This window comes from Methanosarcina sp. DH1, assembly GCF_020804205.1.
GTDB classification, from domain to species: Archaea; Halobacteriota; Methanosarcinia; order Methanosarcinales; family Methanosarcinaceae; genus Methanosarcina; species Methanosarcina vacuolata.
In genome coordinates this window covers 95,878-114,301 of record NZ_WJBJ01000010.1, presented here as the reverse complement: position 1 = coordinate 114,301, position 18,424 = coordinate 95,878, and the positions used below count along the sequence as shown (strand labels likewise).

Genomic DNA, 18,424 nt, shown 5'->3' with positions numbered 1-18,424 from the left:
TCCACATTCTCCAAGCAATTGCGCCAATGCTTGAATTTGACCTTCTTGAAAGGAAGGAAAAGTACTCATATCATATTTCTAAGAGGAATTAAAAATATATTGAACTGTATATTTGTAGTAACTCATACTGATACACTATTCATGTAAATTTGTGGAAAAGGGAAAAGTATCATATTTTTCTACAAATTCTTTTCTCATTTCTAATATCTCAGAATAAGTGGAGGTAATAGTATTACTTATAATATATTTTTTTAATTTTTTAGCTACATAATACACCGCTAGTTCTGTTGAAATCATGCATGGAGGTTTTCGAAATGTCTCGGTGACTTATTAAACTTGCTTTATATTTCTGCGATCAACACTTAGAAAAAGAAGTTATTTGAAAATTCGATAGCAGAATACCTAAAAAAAGGATTTAAGCAAAATTTGCTTAATCTTTACGGTGAGCCTTCACATACTGTTTTTGAATTTTATACTTTAAAAATAGAGCCTATCCCAAAAGCTCATTTACTCTAATTATTGCTGCTACCATTTAGAAAATGATTTGGTTACAGCTGATGGTACGAAGGTATTAACAGTTGCTGAATATGATAAGTTTGTAAATTTTATTCCTATAAAGTTCAGGCCTATTTTTGAAGTGAATACCATTACAGGTCTCAGGTATGTAGAGCTTCAAAGGCTACATGATCACGAGGAATGGTATTACACAGAAAGAAACCAGATTATACTTCCAAAGGAGGCACAAAGGAAGGTAAAGCAAAAACTAGTGAAACGTACCATTGACAAACTGCCTGCAACTTTCCCTTATATCTTCAAGGCCTTTGTTGAAGGTAGAAGACCGCCAGAGCGTACAACATGGTTTGAGAACTTAGAAAGATGGAGCAAGAAAGCAGGAATAAGCCCAAAGGTTAATCCAAAGACTCCTAGAAAAACAATTGAATAATGGATGTTGAAGGCAGGGATTCCAGAGATTGAGATTTACTCTCGTCAGGGACATGCCCACATTACAAGTCTTAGGCATTATCATAGCTTGTCTTTTACTGATTACGAAATGAGATATATAGAAAAGAGACTCATTGAATGGGGAATTCTTAAAAGGAGAATTTGAGTGAATGTTGCCCCATAACATTAGCCCTAAGTCGGGTACTGTAAAGTCTTGGGGAGCTATGAATATCTCTCAATTAGCATTGAACCTATGAAATATCATCTTCCTAAGACTTTACAGTGCCTGTTTTGTGAGGAACTTTAAAATACGAACATTCTATAGTAAAACCAGTGTAGTAATAAAACGAATTCACAGAAGATTATACACTACTTTAATATCTAACAGAACAAAACAAACACCAGGGACAACTAAAGCTTAATGGAAAGAAATCAATTTCTAAACCACTGTGTCCAAAGCATAGTGAATATCTGAAAAGAATCTATAAAAGAGAGAGAATAAACAGTAAGTGGCGATATTCCCCGTATGGATGGACTTGCCCTTCGTCATCCTGCGATTACATAACAAAAGATTTTGTGGTGCTAAAAGAAGAAACCGAATCCACGAACGAGCTAGAAAACTATTGAATTACGGAAAAGGAGGAATAAAAGCATGACTGAAATGACAATAATTGAAGCACTTGAAAAACTCGCAGAGCTCAACAACTACGAAGAAATTTTAGTAAAAATCAAAGATGATGAACCTACTTTAATTGATTTAGAAATTGATGATATCCGAAAGTTCGCGGATGATCCGGACCAAACTTTTAATTTGATAGTCACAGAGTACACGATACGAGAGCTAGATGAAAACGGAAATGAAAAGTTAGGAGAACCTCTGTATAGAGTGGTTAAATAATCTATTCTTTTTTCTTTCCTTTTTGTGTCATAATAGAATGCCTGCAGCTGTCAGGCATTGATGTGTTGGCAGTGCATTGAATTTTCTGTAAATTTGCTTCGTAGTTTATTCATATGTTTCATGGTAAAACCAATAGATATCCCCAAAATTTTCAGATCCCCAAAAAATTACAAAATATCTCTAGTATGCAAAACTAACATAACTTTGCTAAAAGTCGTAATACCAATAATGTTATTTCTGTCTTATCATCTGATTATTATAATGAAAATTGCCAATTTCAGGCTGATTTTCCACAACTGCCTATGTGTTTGTTTTCTCAATTGTTCTAGAGACCATATGAATATGCTTGTTTCCTTCGATAAAGGCCACTTCATTAAAATGCATAAAGCCCTAAAGAAACACATAGACATTATTCTCAGGTTCTGCAGATATTGATTTGAACAAGTGTTACTGACTCTGGTCCAAAATCTAGTGATTTTTGTATTTTTCGATTGAAATCATGAACTTGCAGGAAGAATTTGTTCTTCAATCAAACTCAATATTTGATATCGAAAGACTTCCATCGAGAGGACGTATTTAATGGATTATAACCAATTACAAAATCTAGTGATTTTCAATTTCACGTTTATCACTGGATTTTGGTACTGAGTCGTGTTACTAAATGAAAAATATAAGTCTTTCTGAAAAAAGAACTATGATAGTTATATATCAATTAAGTCGATTGGAAGTTTAGCAAAATCAGTTATTTAATTACTCTAGTATATATAATTCCTAAAGCACAACCGACGATACCTGAAACCAGGATAAAAATGTTTTCATATAAATCTGTTGCAGAGTCAACATACGTTGTTATATTTGTTCCATTTGAATATTCCACTGTATGAGAATAAGAAGTTGGCACAAATTGTGCAAAAAAAATGTAGTATATAAATATAGTTGAGACAATAAATACGACAATAAATAAAATCGATTTCTCGATTATTTTTTTCTGCTCAATGTTAATATATATAAACCGCCATTAGGTGTTATATATCTTTTGTATATTTTATTTCCAGTTGGAGCTTAGCCCATTTGAAGAGTAGAGATGCTGCATAGTCTACGGGGTTAACCTCTTATAATCACTCTTGTGAGAGTTGACATAAATATTCCCAATGTGATCCAACCAAGTAACCCTTCTAATGTAGCCCATTTCTTGAAATTTTCTTTTGGATACCAGTTACCGTATCCTACAGTTGTGAATGTAGTTATACTAAAATTTAGAGCATCCCAAAAAGAGACTCTCTGCTTATCTCTAGGAATTTCGGTTCGTATGGCTATTCCACCATTTTGAAAATTAAGTTTAAAAGGCATTATTTTATTGCTAGGTTTTTCCAAGGATATCGTTGGACCTTTTTGGTAAATTATAGAAAACAAAAATACAATAAAGCCTCCAAAATAAAGTGAATAGGAAGGCTTCATGCCATAGCCACAGGTTATCCAGCTGAGAATATCTATCCACTTTGAAAGTGAAATCAGACTTTTACTCTCTTGATGCATCTTTCGATAATTATAATATATAATATCTGCATCATCGTATCGCGCTTGATTTTCGTAACCTTTCCTGAATACTTCATAAGCTTCCCCATCAACAATTACATTCTCGGGTGTATATGGCCCAACAAACTCTGCAGTATCGTTAAAATTTGCTGTCAAAAAATTGGCAGAATTTCCAAAATTAACTCCATCAAAATTAACAGATCCTCCAAATTTTGCTAAACCAAAGTTCGAATCTTTACCAAAACTAGCTTCCTCAAATATAGTATGATCTCTAAAACTAGTCCACATAAAATCAGTAGAATTACCAAAATTTGCAAATGCGAATATAGCATAATCGCCAAATTTTGCATTTTCAAATGAGGAATTATCTCCAAAAGTCGTCTCTGAGAATACTGTATAATAATCAAAAGTAGTATTTACAAAGTTAGCAGAATCGCCAAAATCCGTTGTATAAAAATTAGTATTATTGCCGAAACTTGAGAAGCAAAATATAGCACGATCACTAAATTTTGTACCTATGAAGTTGGTATAATTACCAAAATTAATTAACCCAAGTGTTGCAAAACCGCCAAAATTCGCTTTTTCAAAAGTAGTATTGTCGCTAAAACTAACTCCACGGAAATCTACATCAGTAAAATTCGTTCCTTTGAAAGAAACCGGATTTTTAAATAACACATTTGAAAAATTGATTGTATTTTCAAAAGTTGAATTTACAATTATGATATTACTTTTGATAACTTCTGAACTTTCATTAACGCCACAATCTTTAATGTCTTCAATATCATTTCCTTCTTTTCTCAATCTATCAAACACTGGATTTGGAATTGTTTTAAGCTCAATTTTATTTAAGTTAAGTCCCCCAACAATGCGACAATTATCGAGATTTACGTTATCTCCATATTCTATATGTTTTAAAATTTCTTCTGCTCTAACTTCTGTATTAACTTCTTTATATTCAGTCGCTTGAACTGCAATACTGGACAATCTAAGAATTATCACAGCGATTAATAGAAACATTTGAAAATTTAAAAATCTTAAATTCATATTTACACCTTTTTAGGCGTATATTTACTACTCATTATTTATTATTCGGTATCTTTCCAAATTTAAACTGTTTACTAGCCATTGCAAAAAAATAATAATGTAAAAATAAAATCTGTACATTTCATAGAAATCTAGTTCTACAGGATACTCAAAAACACGAACGTTTATTGATAGAACGTTGGTATTTCTGATTATAGTGACAGAGCAAAAACGACAGCAACAAGTAAAAATCACGTATCTTTTTAATACTGATTTAGAAGACAAAGTATAGAAAACACCAACGTATTTATATAACGTTGGCATACTACTTTTTGAAGGGATTTTTATAGAAAACGGATTAATAACAGCAGACGGCACTAAAGTGTTAACTGTCGAAGAGTATGATCGATTTGTTAAGGCGATACCTGCAAAGTTTAAGCCTATCTTTGAACTTAACACAATTACGGGGCTTCGCTATATCGAATTACAAAGATTATATTATAATCCATCCTGGTACATTGAGAGCAGGAATCAAATAATACTCCCAAGGGAAGCCCAGAAGAAGGTCAAACAGAAAGCACCAAAGCGCACTATTGACAAACTTCCCACTACTTTTCCATATATAATTAAGGCATTTCAGGAAGGCAGGAGACCACCAGATCGTACAAGTTGGTGGGATAACCTTAGCAGGTGGTCTGAGAAAGCAGATATAAGCCCGAAAGTCGGCCCGAAAACTCCCAGGAAAACAATAGAGTCATGGATGCTTAAAGCCGGAATACCGGAAATTGAGATTTACAGTAGACAGGGACACGATCCAGTAACGTCATTGAGGCACTACCAGAGTTTAAGTTTTACAGATTATGAGATGAGAGATATTGAAAAGAGACTTACTGAGTGGGGAATTCTTAGAAGGGGAATTTAAGTGAATGTTTTCCGTAATTACAAATATTGGAGGCTACGCCAAAATATTACAATAGAAATATACCTTTTGAGCTTACTACTAGAAATTAAAGATTTCTACAGAGCTACTTATTCATTTAGTTAAGAAATTTTGCAGTTTCGATTAGTTCTTTTATGGTTTCAGGACTTGAATATCCCTTCCCTTTCCAGCGAATAACACCCTTCTAATCCAGCAAAAAAACATAGGCAAAGTTCGTATCTTTCATCTTAAGGGTTTCTTGATAGTCTGAGTAATCTCCATAAAAGGTAACGACATTACTGTGTTTCTCTACAGGAATTCCCCCTCTCATGCCTGAATCGATCATCCATGAGAACACTTTCCATGCTGCATTTATCATTGGAACCTCATAGATAGCAAACCTGCTGTCTTTCCCGAATTCTTGCTCAAAAGGTTCAGCCCAGGAGTCGATCATGCTCTGTTCGCTGCGCACAAAAGCAATACAGATTAGTGTAACCTTTCCTTCCGAAACCTCAGGGAGGGTTACAACATCGCCTGCTAGAGACTTTGATGTTATTTCAGGAAAAAACCTTCCAATGATATTGTTACCTATATTTTTAGAATTTAAATCCTGTTTGTAAGAGTATTGATCTTCTGCTATGAAACTTCCCCCCTTTTGAACTGACAGGAAAAAATACTAATAATATTTTCCTTTTGCTGAAAACACGCTTTAGCGATACCTATAAAATATCTTATTCTTTGAATTTATCAATATCTTTAGCATTTTTCCATGATTTGGGAATTAATCTATTTACCCTTCTCTGGTACTCACGGTATTCGTCACCAAACTGTGCTATCAGCCTGCTTTCCCAGTGCAGGGATCCAAGATACAGGTATATAGTAGTCAAAAGGTATATGACAAGCAGATTAACGGTCATAGTGGGAGTGAGCCAGATTATGACAAGGCCTGAGAGCAGGAAGGGATCTCTTACCCATCGGTAAATACCCCGGATATTCAGGGAACCTGCTTCAGGTGTCTGTGGAACAGAGAGCTGTGAGCGTATTTTGAATCGGTTGGGTGCATCCAGAAAAGCCTTTGGGGCAATAATCGAAGCAATTAACTGCCCGCCGACCATCAGCCAGCGCCAAGGAGAAGGTATTTTATAGAGAACCCGTCCAGGATTTTTGTAGAGCTGATAAACGAGCGGCAATATCGTTAGCATTGCAACTAGGCTATATACCGGTAGATACAACCAATCTGCCCTTGAACCCAGGCCCCTCACGAGGAGACGTTTGAAGGGCAGGCTCGCAGTCAGGCTGTGAATAACTGCAAATGCTGCCAGAGAAAAAACAGGAGTAATTTTGGAAGAAACCAGTTCCAGTAGTCCCCCTTATTTTTAGTTAAATAACTTCTATTTCTACACCAATATGAAAAGCTTACTTATAGTTCCTTAAAAATATTAGAAGTTCAGGCAATATAGAACAAACGGTTGTGTTGAAAAAATTTTCTTCTCGTACTTTGAGGCTATAATTGATACCTTATGTACTATTTTTCCGGGTCGTGAGAATGATTAACTTTCCTAATTGTGAAGGTTTTCACTTGTTTTGTAAAGTAACCAGATTTTTTACAACAGAACCTAATTATCTGTATCCAAGTAACCGGGCGGGCGGCCCGAAGCATACCCCATTTTTAGAGTGGGGTGACCGCCCGCAATTTGATCTTTTTTCTTTTTTATTCAATCCTTTGTTTCTGTTTTGTATTAGAAAATTTGTAAGAAAAGATAGTTATGCATGAATATCAATAGTTTATTAACTAATAACTATTTATTACGTTTTCATTAAAAATATGGACGTGGAGTCATGACAGAAGCCCTACATTGCAATAAAACAAAACCTTCTCCGACACTCAATACTATTCTCATGGTAGAAGATACTATCCAAAATTCCCCGAACAGTGTAATAACCATAGCGGAGCTAAAAAGAGCACTTCCAAAGCAGGTAAATCACAATACTTTAATGACTATTTTGGAATATCTTGAAAAAAGTAATAAAATTGCTGTGGGGTTAAGAGGTATAACCTGGATAAAAAACGATAATAAAAATTTAAGAAACGTGGCGACTCACGGGCTTGAACTGTGATACCTTTAGATGTTAAACTTACTTTGATCCAGGTTCAGTATGAAGCGAGTAGTTATAAGATTGACTCCGGAAGCGGAAGAGGTCTATCAATTTCTTAAAATTAAGGCTCCAGACTCAAAACAGGAAGAAACACTCCTTAACGCATTCCTTCAAAAAGTGAAATTGCTAAAAAGGAATTTTCAGTACGGGCAACAAATTGCAAAAAATCTCATTCCTCCTGATTATAGAACAAAGTATGGGATTACAAACCTTTTTCGTGTAGAACTTCCACTTTATTGGAGAATGCTTTAAACGGTCATGGATGGGAATTCAGGTGACGAAACTTTAGTAATTGTAGTCGATTTGGTCAATCATCGAAAATATAATAAGATATTCGGATACAAGAATTAAATGTTTTACCAAAATAATTCTGTTTTATAAACTTGTCAATTCACATTTTCATTGATGCGCAGGTTTTACAATAAAACCTGTGCATAATGTGTAAAATCAAAATTTACAGAAATTATTGTACACTAGCCTTTTAAACTCATTACTTTTGAGTAAAAAATAAAAACTTTTCTAAGTACTTTTGAACTCATCACTTCTGAATCCAAGTCATACTTTCTTCAAATAATCTGTAGCATTCATCGTCTGTGAGGGTTCCGACTTCCTTGCCTCATCCATTCCATACTTTCTTCATATAATCTGTGGTATTCGTTGCTTTTGGGACTTCCGCCTTTATTCAAGCATATTCGGATAACGCTAAACACAACCCGAAATGTTACCTCACATAAAAAAAGAAAGAAAATTAAGTTTCCAAAGTAAAGTATATCTTCTATCATTTTCTTAATACTTCCTCTTTTTTCACATACTCTGTACCCTTACCAGTAAACTGGATAAATAAAAAAGATATAGGCATTCCACATCTAATAGTAGAGTTTATTAGGGTCACCTTGATTCTTACGAGCTCTCTTTTGCCTTAACAGGTATATTAAACTTATCTGAGTTTATATAAATTCTCATATTATACGAGCAGTATTTAAAGTAAACGTAACATATAAAAAAATTGAACTAGTGATTACTGCGAAAAAATGTAGAGTTGGAAAGGTAGAGCTGGAAGAATGAAAGATGGAAATTGAAGCGGTCAAGTCTGACGATCCTCAGGAAGAGCTGGATAGCATACAGGAAAAGTTAGAAGATACCAGAGAAAAAATGGAGCTTGAAACCCTCGATTTTATTGAAGCTACCAAAAAATTCACCTCCGAATGGATTCAAAGAGAAATTGAAATAGCTGCGCACTCTCCAGAAAATGCAGCTTTTCCTGAGAACTTAAGACTTCATAACAAAAAACCCGGGGAATCAAACTTAGACCTGAAGGAGCTGTCCCTCAAAATTTCAGATATTGTAGAAACTCATCTTAACCACGGCGATTACTGGATCCATAGAAACGCACTGTTTCAGCCTGATATTTCCAGAGACTACATGGAATTTAAAAAGGAAAAAATTCGAAAGGAATTGACCTCAAGCGTTCGAAAAATTCTTGGCTGCGCTACCGAGCTTTTCTGGAAAATCGAAAAAGGAGAAACTGAGAATAAAGCCTGGGTAAACGAGCTGGGGAGAAGAAAATATGTGTGTTTTCTCAGGTTTTCGGATGAAATGACAGCTTCTCTTAACCGTTATTTTGGGATGCTTGAAGAGCTTTTTGTTCTGAAATATGAAATTAAAGAAGAAATCTTACGGAAGGAAGGAAAAAAGCCCTGACAATAAGACCTTTATGCACAAAGCTAGAATTACCCTTCATGACCGAACCAGAGTTCAGTATAAAGAAGGCCCTTGAAGAGGCAGGTACCGATGCCTATCTTATGACAGGGAATCTTCACAATTCAGATATTTATTACGTAACCCGCTTCCTGGCTTCCGACGATTTTGCATATCTGCAAACCGACGAAGAAAAAGAGATACTTTTTATTTCGGATATGGAAAAAGGTCGAGCTGAGATCGAGTCAAGGGTTTCGACAATAAAAACATTGCAGGATCTGGGTTACAGAGAGAAGATGAAGGAGAAAAAAGATCCATCTATTGCCTATGCAGCCTGCATATCCGAGCTGCTTGCGAGAGAAGGAATTAAGAAAGTCGCAGTGCCATACGATTTCCCGGTATTTGAATCAAATTACCTTAAAGAAGCGGGCTTTTCCGTAGTCCCAATAAAAAGCCCGTTCCGAAAAATCAGGAGTTTGAAGAGGCCGGAAGAACTTGAAGCCATAAAGTATGCCCAGATGGCTGGAGAAAAGGCTATGGAAGCCGCTATAGCCTTGATCTCAGAAGCAGAAGAAAGGGACGGCCTTCTCTACCACTCAGGGGAAGTACTGACAGGAGCTAAAGTGCTTTCGGTTATAGATCATACCCTTCTTGACTATGGATGCGAGGCAGAAGAAACTATTGTTTCATGTGGCAAGGATACAGCAAACCCCCATGGAACGACTGACGGCCCTATGAGGGCAAACGCCCCAATTATCCTGGATATTTTCCCGAGAAGCAAGAAAAAACGATATTTTGCGGACATGACGCGCACAGTCCTGCATGGAAAGGCTTCGGAAGAGCTCAAAAAGATGTATGAAACTGTACTTGCAGCCCAGAAAAAAGGCTTTGAAATGGTTAAGCCAGGAGTAAAGGCGTCTGATGTGCATAATGCTGTCTGCGATTTCTTCGAAGCGCAAGGTTATGACACATACCGAAGTGGTGCAAAGGTAGGTTTTATCCACTCAACAGGACATGGGGTAGGGCTCGACATACATGAACTCCCGGGAGTCGGAGAAAATGGGGTTTTACTTGAGGTAGGCAATGTGATCACTCTTGAGCCTGGTCTGTACTACCCTGAAATCGGGGGAATACGAATTGAGGATATGGCCCTGGTCACCGAAAATGGATGTCAGAACTTTACAGGGCTAGAAAAGAGATTTGTAGTATAAAAGAATTACAATTGAAAGGATTTGTTATATATTTATATTTAAATGACAATATTTAATTTGCTCAAATCGAAGATAGTCTGTTAAAAGAAAAGATTATCCACAACATACTCAGGAAAACTGTTAAAGTTCCGGTACTTTCCGATAAAATTGCAATAAGACTTTAATAATTCAAGTATGTTTCAGTAAAATTACAATTTATCAATAATTCTAATAAGATTTCAATAAGATTTCAACAAGATTTCAACAAGATTTCAACAAGATTTCAACAAGATTTCAACAAGATTTTAATAAATTACAATAAATTACAATAACAATATTCACAAGGGGTAATATGACCGATAATGTGCACAATAAGCAAGATATCCTTGAGAAATATAGGGAAGCAGGCAGGATTCTGAAAATTGTCAGGGCCGAAGCCGTGGAAATGGTCAAGGTAGGAAACACTCTGCTGCAAGTTGCAGATTTTGTGGAAAACCGGACTATAGAGCTAGGAGGTAAGCCTGCTTTCCCATGCAATATTTCAAGAAACCAGGAGGCTGCACATGCAACCCCTAAGATAGGCGATACTGACGTTTTTGGGAAGGATATGGTTAAACTGGACCTCGGGGTCCACGTAGACGGATATATTGCAGACTCGGCTGTAACTGTTGACTTATCAGGAAATTCCGACATTACGAAAGCCGCAGAGGAGGCTCTTGCCGCAGCCATTGACCTTGCAAAGCCAGGAATTTCTACCGGGGAATTAGGAGCTGCAATCGAGAACAGCATTCGCGGTTACGGACTGAACCCGATAATGAACCTGACAGGTCACGGGCTTTCCCAGTATGAAGCCCACGATGATCCTGCAGTCCCCAACCGACATGTGGAAGGGGGAGTGATTCTAAAAGAAGGAGATGTGCTCGCTATCGAGCCCTTTGCAACGGACGGAGGCGGTGCTGTCCATGACGGAAACTGGGCCGAGATATACAGCCTTATAAGGAAAAAGCCTGTCCGTTTGCCTGCAGTCCGGAATGTCCTGAAACAGGTTGAAGAATACAGGGAATTGCCTTTTGCAAAGCGTTGGCTTGAATCCGATAAACTGGATTTCGTATTACTCCAGCTCGAAAAGACAGGAATTATTCACTCTTATCCTGTACTTCTTGAAAGTTCAGGAGGGCTTGTAGCCCAGGCAGAACACACTATAATAATAACCCAGGACGGCTGCGAGGTTACAACAAAGTAAAACCCGAAAAATGAAGAGAAAATGAAATTGAAAATAGAGAGAAAACTAGATAGAGAATAAATTAAAATAAGTTGTAAATAAATTGAAAATGAACCGGGACTAAAAAGATGGAGAGAGTAGAGGTTAGCAAAAAGCCAGAAAACTAAAAAACTAAAAAAACATGAGTTGAGCGCCTTGAAAAGATACAATCTTTTTTTAACCGGTTTTCTGATAATAACCCTTTTTATGCCTGCCTTTCTGGCAGAGCCCTGTACCGCTGCCTTTGTACCCAGCAATAATATTACGCTGGAAAGGGGCGGAATGACCTGGGAATATCAAGAACAAATTACGGGCAATGAATCTATTGTCTTCAGGAGTTTCATAGACCTGGAAGCAGGAAACAGTGATAGATTTGTTAATGCATGGGAAATCCTGAAAGCAGGATCTATTCTCAGAGATAAAATGGAAGAATCTATAAAAACAAAACCTGATGTGAAACTCAATGGCACTTCAGAGCCAGTTAAAGTAACAGATGTTGACTTCGTACTCTCAACAGAAGCTCTGGGCAAGATTGAAAAAACCTCATCAATGACTAATTCTGCAACTGTAAGTTATATTTTTGAGAAACCGATTGGTCGGGAAGCAAATATCTGGCTGATGGGTACCCCGACCTCGAGTGTCACAATCAATCTGCCTGCAGGCTTTGATGTCGAAAAGACAGAAGGGCTGAATAGCAAAAGTCAGGAATATGAGAACAACACCACAGTTCTTAAAGGCACTTTCAGCTCGGAAAAAAATATAACTCTCTGGATTTCTGAAAATGAAACCTACAAAGCCGAGATGCAGGAAAGAGAAAGAATCATTGAGCAGAACGCAGAAAACAAAACCAATGCAACCGTAAATAAAACCGGAGCTGCCGGAAAAGCTGTAGAAGCCAGCAAATCCTCTGGATTTTTCAAAGACATCTTTATATGGTTTTATCAGGTAGTCCAAAAAGTTAATCTGGTTTAAAACTATTCTGAAAAATATGCTTATTGAACAGATTCAGCTTGAAAAAGGGTGTGCTCTTGGCCTCCGCTTTGAGATGCAAAAATACCCTCTTCTGGTTATAAGGGCAGAGAAAGGCTTCCTGATGTGCGGCTACCTGAATGTAAATGCTGCAGAGGCACTTGGGGACACGGCAGCGAAGGTAAAAGGTGTACAGAGTTTTGAAGATATGCTCAAAGCCCAGGTCGTTGAAGTAACCCAGTTTGCCAGGGAACTCGGGGTCGAACCCGGAATGACTGGCAGGGAAGCTCTGGAAAGGATGTTTTGAAGGAAAGGTGTTTTTAACTGAAAAAATTATATTTATCCAGTAAATTATATTTAACTGGAAGAATCCCTTTTTAAAAGAGTTATTTTTAGCTGAGAGGACGTTAACTAAAAGAATAATTTTAACTTATGAGCCTGTCTCAAAACTTAGAATTATGCTGTTAAATTTCCAATTTAGAGTAATTAATTAGTCTTCTGACCAGGAAAATAGTTCTTATTAATGTGGAATCATTGGTCATCGGTTAAGAAATTCTCATACCTGAAAGCTATCGATTTTGCATTAGAGGTCGGCTTTAAATTTTGGCCTGTTTACATGAAATCGGTTCTCTATTCCACCTCATAATTTAGAGAAATATTTGACAAATGTTGTGGAAACGGAGACAATTTATCACGATTCCGCACTTAGCCAAAAACACATGAGAAACAATCAGGTATTATGGCCTTCAACGCATCACTTTGTGCTTAAGAGCCTTTGTCTTTCTTCTGTTGTTTTATTACGTATCCTATAAGGAAAACGCCCAAAATCCAGGATGATGCCAATAATCGACCATCGTGTAGAGATATAAAATCTAATGTTCCGAAGATAAGACATAAAACTCCAAAAAGAAAAATTAAACCATATATTGACTTCAATAAAAATCACCTATATCATTTACTTAGATTACATGTTTTAACCTTTGTACATGAATCTCAAAACAGAGTAATCAGAATGCAGATCATCACCATATAAGCATGTGGCACTTAAAAAAATACTTAACTTTTAGTAACGTATAAAGCAGCATGAATAATGAAACTGCAATCTATGGCTCTAGTGCTGCAGAAAAAACGGTTTCTAGTCATGCTGTAACAGTATATGGGATACCTGTTATATACATTGTAATTGGCGCCTTAGTAATATTAGCTATTTTATATCTGTTCTGTAGGGTGAAAAGAAAGGATTGCCACCATTTGATGAAAAAATCGAACTACCTGAAATTGTTTATTGCTTTCTTTGTCCCGTTGTTCTTTTATAATATATATAATATGTATAACAGTTTTTGGTATTACAATGTTTATAACAAATCATGGTATAATCATTTCTGGTTTACTGATCCTATTTCTATTATTATAACTACAAGCACTCTATCGTTACTGGAAGCTATCATCCCATATTTATTCATAACTCTGAGTATACTTACAATAAAGTGTTATCGTAAATCGTCTTAAGACGATCTTAAAGATTCATTGCAAAAATCTCAGAATAAGCATGTAAGAGCCTATTCGAAAAGTCGGTAAAAAAATGTTGAAAACATCGGTTAAGGAATTTTCTTGCCTGAGAGCTATCGATTTTTCACTGGAAACCGGCCTTAAATTTTGGACGATTTACATGAAATCGATATCCTTTTCCAGCTTTTAATTTATAAAGATATATGAGATGTGAGAAGATTAACTCAAGTTGTCATGATTTCTCACTTAACCGAAGACGCATGAATGAAAATTCAAAACATAGAGAAAAGGCAAACATTGAATAGAATTCTGAGAAAAACCGACTTGAAATTATAAATTTAATTTTGAGAGTGGGATCTGTTGAAAAATAAAATGGAGAATTAATATCTCCTGAAGTACTGTTTATTGACAAGCTTCCTGTATAGAAGCTTCCTTTTTCTTTGCGGTACTGATCCCAAGAATGGAATAGAGAGTGCAGTGCCTCAGAATTGAACTGCAAAGCCCCGTAAAAGCCATCACCACAACAATCCATTTCCAGGGAAATCTTTTTACAAGACCTGTTGACAGTGCGAGAGTTGAAAGTACCCCATACATAGTTCGAAACAGGAGATCAAAGCCTCCTACATTCTCTTCCAGAAACAATTTTTTGATACTCATCGGACAAAACCCCCTTATAAGCCCTCTTACATACTTATAGATCCTTCAATATATAGAATTATTCTGTTTGTACTCTATTTGTATTATGTTCATAGATGCTTGCAGTTGTTCGCAGATGTCCGCAGCATTGTATTAAATTTGCAGTATGTTTGCGCCTTGTTTGCATTACGTTTATCTTCCCAAAGTCTTTAAGAGAAATTACATAAAATCCCCTGAAAAGACTCTATACCCGAAAAATCAAAAAATATATAACAAGAGACGGAAGGTTTCTAATTATGCCTGAAATAAAACTTGACAGATCGATCTCATATCTCGAAGGTACACAGCGAGTATATGACGAAGCCACAACCCTGGAAAACACTAAAGATGAGGTAAAAAAGATAGGGGTTACCCGAATTGCAGATATTACAAACCTTGATCGGCTCGGAATCCCTATTTTTTCGGCAATCCGCCCCAGTGCCGCAAAGGGAGCGATCAGTATATACTCAGGCAAGGGCTCAACCGAGCAGCGGGCCCGAATTTCAGCGATAATGGAGAGCTTTGAGCGCTGCCTTGCAGAAAGGCCTGGCCTGAACGCAAATATTAAAGGTGAGATTTCTGCCCCGGCTTTTGTGGAATCCTATATCAGAGCCACAGAAAGATGCACAGTGCTCGACCCGGAAACACTACTGCTACCCCAGCCTTATCTTCCCCAGTCTTTGCTTGAATGGGTTGGAGCATACGATTTGATGAACAATGAAGAAGTGCTCGTAAGCTCTAACTCGGTTTACCATCCGTACGACTCGCCCGGACAATGCCAGAAACTCTTCCTGAGCAATACCAATGGGCTGGCGTCCGGAAACGTGATTGAAGAAGCTATTCTCCACGGGATGCTCGAGGTTATAGAAAGGGATGCAATCAGCATAGCACAGTTTTCCCGCAATCTCGGAAAAGAAATCGTGCTGACTGAAGAAAACGGATATTTGTACGAACTTGCCAGCAAATTTAAAGATGCAGGAATAGAGCTCAAAATCTGGCTGGTTCCGAGCGATACCGGCATTCCGACAGTAATTGCGGTAACTGACGACGTAAAACTCAAAGATCCCGCGCTTCTTGTCATGGGGGCAGGCTCCCACCTGAAACCCGAAATTGCAGTTTCACGGGCCATAACCGAAGCTGCCCAGTCGCGAGTAGTTCAAATCCAGGGAGCAAGGGAAGATACGGATAGAGAAGGCTTTATTCGAAGTGTAGGATACGACCGCATGAAACGTTTGAACCGGTTCTGGTTCGAAGAAGGAGAAAAAATTTCTCTTTCTGAAGTGCAGGACCTGTCCAGAAAAAGCCCTGCAGAAAACATCGATGTGATCCTCGAAAAACTTAAGGGCCTTGCCGAAAAAGTGCTGGTGGTGGACCTCTCAAGAGAAGAGATTAAAGTGCCGGTTGTCCGAGTAATAATTCCCGGATTCGAACTTTTCACTATTGACAGAGATCGGAAAGGAAAAAGGATCGGTTCTCAAAGAAAGAAAGAATTCTCCAGAAACAAAAATGACAAGCCATGGAAGAGACGATGAAAACAAAAGCGGTAATCTTTACAGGCAACAGCATCAGCCATGAGGACGCAAGAAAAATCCTCAAGGCAAATTACCAGCCTCCTGTACGCAGATTCCAGCTTGAAAAATTCGTCCAGGAAGGGTATAAGGTTATAGGAATAATAGATGGCATCTTTTTTGACAGGGCGGCTGTAGGGCACAGGGAGATTCTATCTGCGCTTAATTCAGGAGTAAAAGTAGTAGGAGGCGCAAGCATGGGAGCCCTCAGAGCTTCGGAACTGGACACCCATGGGATGATAGGTGTAGGAAAGGTTTACGAATGGTATAGAGACGGTGTAATCGAATCCGATGATGAAGTTGCAGTAAGCACAAATCCTGACACATTCGAGCCCATCTCCGTGCCTCTTGTCAATATAAGAGAAACGCTGAAAGCCGCACTCGCATCAGGACTTGTGAGTCAGGAAGAACATGAGGGTCTTCTGAAACTTGCAATTGACACTTATTACCCTGACCGGAGCTATTTCGGGCTTGTAAAAGAAGGAGTGAAAAGGGGACTGATCCCGGAAGAAAAGAAAAAATCCGTTCTGGATTTTTGTACAGGCAATGAGGTTGACGTAAAAAGAGGAGATGCCGTTTTAGTGCTTGAAACCGTAAAAAAGCTGATTGAAGAGGCCTGAGATTTCAAACCTTCAAACCTCTCCTTTCAGCCCTCTCTCAATTAGCAGTTTTTAATTTTCAAACTTTTCCAGTATTTTCTTTTTCCAGTATTTTCATTTTCCAGTATTTTAGATATTCAATATTTTATTTATTCAGTATTTTCGTTATTCAGTATTTTATTTATCCAGTATTTTATTTATCCAGTATTTTCTTTTTCCAGTATTTTCTTTTTCAGCGCTTTACAATGTACAGCCTGATGATGTACAGACTTGCAATCAAGACAAGGAAGTTGTAAACCGCCCTGAAAATTGGAATATATTGATACTCAAACCAGATTTCAATTATCCTCTCTATGGAGAAATAGAGCTGGAAAGTGGCTACAAGAAGAAGCAGCATTGAAATAAGGAAGGCCCCTTTTTTGAAATTCTCCCTCATATCTGACACTTTTTCCGCTTTTGGCTCTGGTTTCATGTCTAAGTTTTCACTCATGTAAACCGCCTCCTCAGAATTACTGCCGAACAGAACAGGACCGCGGATAAAAATAAGCTGAATCCTGGTGCAGCTTCTTTTTCACTTGTATATCCCTCTTCAGGAATTTCTTCGGCTTCCACCAAATTTTCAAATTCACTTGTCTGAATTTCCCGAGCTTTAGTGGTACTTTTATCTTTAACCTCGACTATGGGGTTGAGCTGAATATAGTCTTCTCCACGCTCGACAATAGTATCATTGCTCCAGATAAGGACTTCTACAACGTAATTGTATTTGTCAGGCATTGTCAGATTGACAGTCTGGATAACTGTGGCTTCAGGTTTGATTTCTCCTGTGTGCGCCCAGACTTTATCCGCAAGGAGTCCGGCATCCATTTCACGTACCTTAACAAGCATACGAAAATCTTTGCTGGTTTCCCTACCTTCATTTGTCAGATAGATATCATTTTCAACAAGGACTTTTCCGTCTTCCACTTTTTTCACCCGGAAATCCATTTCGGGAATCCCAAGACCTGTTTCCTGTACATCTGCAGGCAGAGCATCCAGGTTGTAAACTTTGATTTTGCCATTGCCTTTCTGCACATCGTCCTCAAAAAGGACACTCTGAAGATCGTATCCTTCAGCTTTCGGAAGTGTCAGGACCTGACTCACTGATTTGGTAGTTCCTTTCTTTAACGCTCCGAGTTCTATCTTCTTCTGAGTTTCAAGCAGTCCGCTTTCCCGGCTATAGGCTTTAAGGAGAAGCGAGGTGTTCTTCGCACTGTCCCCCTGAACTTTTTCAACATACGTTGTGACGTTCAAGTCTATGAAAGCCGCCCCTATACGGTCTGCTGAGATGTCCATATCCCGAACATTGTAGTAGCTTTCTTCTTCAAAACTTTTAATACAGCCGCTCCCGAAGGTGAAAATAGTAACAAAGAATATTAAAAAGAAACTTCTCAAAAATAATGTTTGAGTAGACCTGGTTCCCAATTTTCTCAAGATCTGCCCT

General features: G+C 37.6%; 18 protein-coding genes. 12 read left to right on the top strand and 6 right to left on the bottom strand.

The features are described from left to right. Positions 1-544: 544 nt before the first annotated feature. Together FXW07_RS05500 and FXW07_RS05495 are read left to right on the top strand one after the other, a co-directional pair. Positions 545-943 carry a hypothetical protein gene (locus FXW07_RS05500; protein ID WP_229394562.1) on the top strand — a complete coding sequence of 133 codons (399 nt, stop codon included), beginning with the start codon at positions 545-547 and terminating at the stop codon, positions 941-943. A gap of 651 nt (positions 944-1,594) precedes the next feature. Further along, positions 1,595-1,840: a hypothetical protein gene (locus FXW07_RS05495; RefSeq protein ID WP_229394561.1), complete on the top strand. Its 246-nt coding sequence runs from the start codon at positions 1,595-1,597 to the stop codon at positions 1,838-1,840. A gap of 1,104 nt (positions 1,841-2,944) precedes the next feature. Here FXW07_RS05495 and FXW07_RS05490 read toward each other — a convergent pair. Then, entirely contained in the window at positions 2,945-4,420 is a 1,476-nt protein-coding gene (locus FXW07_RS05490) for a pentapeptide repeat-containing protein (RefSeq protein ID WP_229394559.1), read from the bottom strand. Positions 4,421-4,781: 361 nt separating this feature from the next. Between FXW07_RS05490 and FXW07_RS05485 the strand changes: the two genes are divergently transcribed. Further along, positions 4,782-5,321 (top strand): site-specific integrase, encoded by a 540-nt coding sequence (locus FXW07_RS05485; RefSeq protein ID WP_229394558.1) that lies wholly within the window; start codon positions 4,782-4,784, stop codon positions 5,319-5,321. Positions 5,322-5,523: 202 nt separating this feature from the next. On the opposite strand, the gene FXW07_RS05480 is transcribed toward FXW07_RS05485, so the two are convergent. Together FXW07_RS05480 and FXW07_RS05475 are read right to left on the bottom strand one after the other, a co-directional pair. Next, positions 5,524-5,874, bottom strand: coding sequence for a hypothetical protein (locus FXW07_RS05480; RefSeq protein ID WP_229394609.1), 351 nt, complete (start codon positions 5,872-5,874; stop codon positions 5,524-5,526). 175 nt (positions 5,875-6,049) lie between these two features. After that, a complete protein-coding gene (locus FXW07_RS05475) occupies positions 6,050-6,673 on the bottom strand; it encodes an isoprenylcysteine carboxylmethyltransferase family protein (RefSeq protein ID WP_048122075.1) in 624 nt (207 codons plus the stop codon). 484 nt (positions 6,674-7,157) lie between these two features. On the opposite strand from FXW07_RS05475, the gene FXW07_RS05470 reads away from it, so the two are divergent. From FXW07_RS05470 to FXW07_RS05440, 7 genes are all read left to right on the top strand, one after another. After that, positions 7,158-7,436, top strand: coding sequence for a hypothetical protein (locus FXW07_RS05470; RefSeq protein ID WP_229394556.1), 279 nt, complete (start codon positions 7,158-7,160; stop codon positions 7,434-7,436). Positions 7,437-7,475: 39 nt separating this feature from the next. Further along, positions 7,476-7,727 carry a hypothetical protein gene (locus tag FXW07_RS05465; RefSeq protein ID WP_229394555.1) on the top strand — a complete coding sequence of 84 codons (252 nt, stop codon included), beginning with the start codon at positions 7,476-7,478 and terminating at the stop codon, positions 7,725-7,727. Between the two features lie 816 nt (positions 7,728-8,543). After that, positions 8,544-9,176 (top strand): hypothetical protein, encoded by a 633-nt coding sequence (locus FXW07_RS05460; RefSeq protein WP_229394554.1) that lies wholly within the window; start codon positions 8,544-8,546, stop codon positions 9,174-9,176. 38 nt (positions 9,177-9,214) lie between these two features. Beyond that, a complete protein-coding gene (locus FXW07_RS05455) occupies positions 9,215-10,384 on the top strand; it encodes a Xaa-Pro peptidase family protein (protein WP_229394553.1) in 1,170 nt (389 codons plus the stop codon). A 331-nt stretch (positions 10,385-10,715) separates the two neighbouring features. Beyond that, complete coding sequence (gene map / locus FXW07_RS05450) at positions 10,716-11,606, top strand: type II methionyl aminopeptidase (RefSeq protein WP_048123126.1); 891 nt, start codon at positions 10,716-10,718, stop codon at positions 11,604-11,606. A 174-nt stretch (positions 11,607-11,780) separates the two neighbouring features. After that, positions 11,781-12,596, top strand: a complete 816-nt coding sequence (locus FXW07_RS05445; protein ID WP_229394552.1) for a hypothetical protein — start codon at positions 11,781-11,783, stop codon at positions 12,594-12,596. Positions 12,597-12,612: 16 nt separating this feature from the next. Further along, the gene (locus tag FXW07_RS05440) at positions 12,613-12,900 is read left to right on the top strand and encodes a DUF1805 domain-containing protein (protein ID WP_229394550.1); all 288 of its coding nucleotides are present in this window, start codon (positions 12,613-12,615) and stop codon (positions 12,898-12,900) included. A gap of 1,604 nt (positions 12,901-14,504) precedes the next feature. Here FXW07_RS05440 and FXW07_RS05435 read toward each other — a convergent pair. Continuing rightward, positions 14,505-14,759, bottom strand: a complete 255-nt coding sequence (locus tag FXW07_RS05435) for a DUF2892 domain-containing protein (protein WP_048123137.1) — start codon at positions 14,757-14,759, stop codon at positions 14,505-14,507. Positions 14,760-15,034: 275 nt separating this feature from the next. Here FXW07_RS05435 and FXW07_RS05430 point away from each other — a divergent pair, with 275 nt between their 5' ends. Together FXW07_RS05430 and FXW07_RS05425 are read left to right on the top strand one after the other, a co-directional pair. Then, on the top strand, positions 15,035-16,309 hold the full coding sequence (locus tag FXW07_RS05430; RefSeq protein ID WP_229394549.1) for a YcaO-related McrA-glycine thioamidation protein: 1,275 nt from the start codon (positions 15,035-15,037) through the stop codon (positions 16,307-16,309). Next, a complete protein-coding gene (locus tag FXW07_RS05425; protein ID WP_229394548.1) occupies positions 16,294-16,965 on the top strand; it encodes a TfuA-related McrA-glycine thioamidation protein in 672 nt (223 codons plus the stop codon). The genes FXW07_RS05430 and FXW07_RS05425 overlap by 16 nt, the downstream gene beginning before the upstream one ends. A gap of 211 nt (positions 16,966-17,176) precedes the next feature. Here the strand turns inward: FXW07_RS05425 and FXW07_RS05420 are convergent, their stop codons facing one another. Together FXW07_RS05420 and FXW07_RS05415 are read right to left on the bottom strand one after the other, a co-directional pair. Further along, positions 17,177-17,434, bottom strand: a complete 258-nt coding sequence (locus FXW07_RS05420) for a hypothetical protein (protein WP_048123143.1) — start codon at positions 17,432-17,434, stop codon at positions 17,177-17,179. Then, positions 17,431-18,414, bottom strand: coding sequence for a hypothetical protein (locus FXW07_RS05415; RefSeq protein ID WP_229394547.1), 984 nt, complete (start codon positions 18,412-18,414; stop codon positions 17,431-17,433). The genes FXW07_RS05420 and FXW07_RS05415 overlap by 4 nt, the downstream gene beginning before the upstream one ends. Positions 18,415-18,424 lie beyond the last annotated feature (10 nt).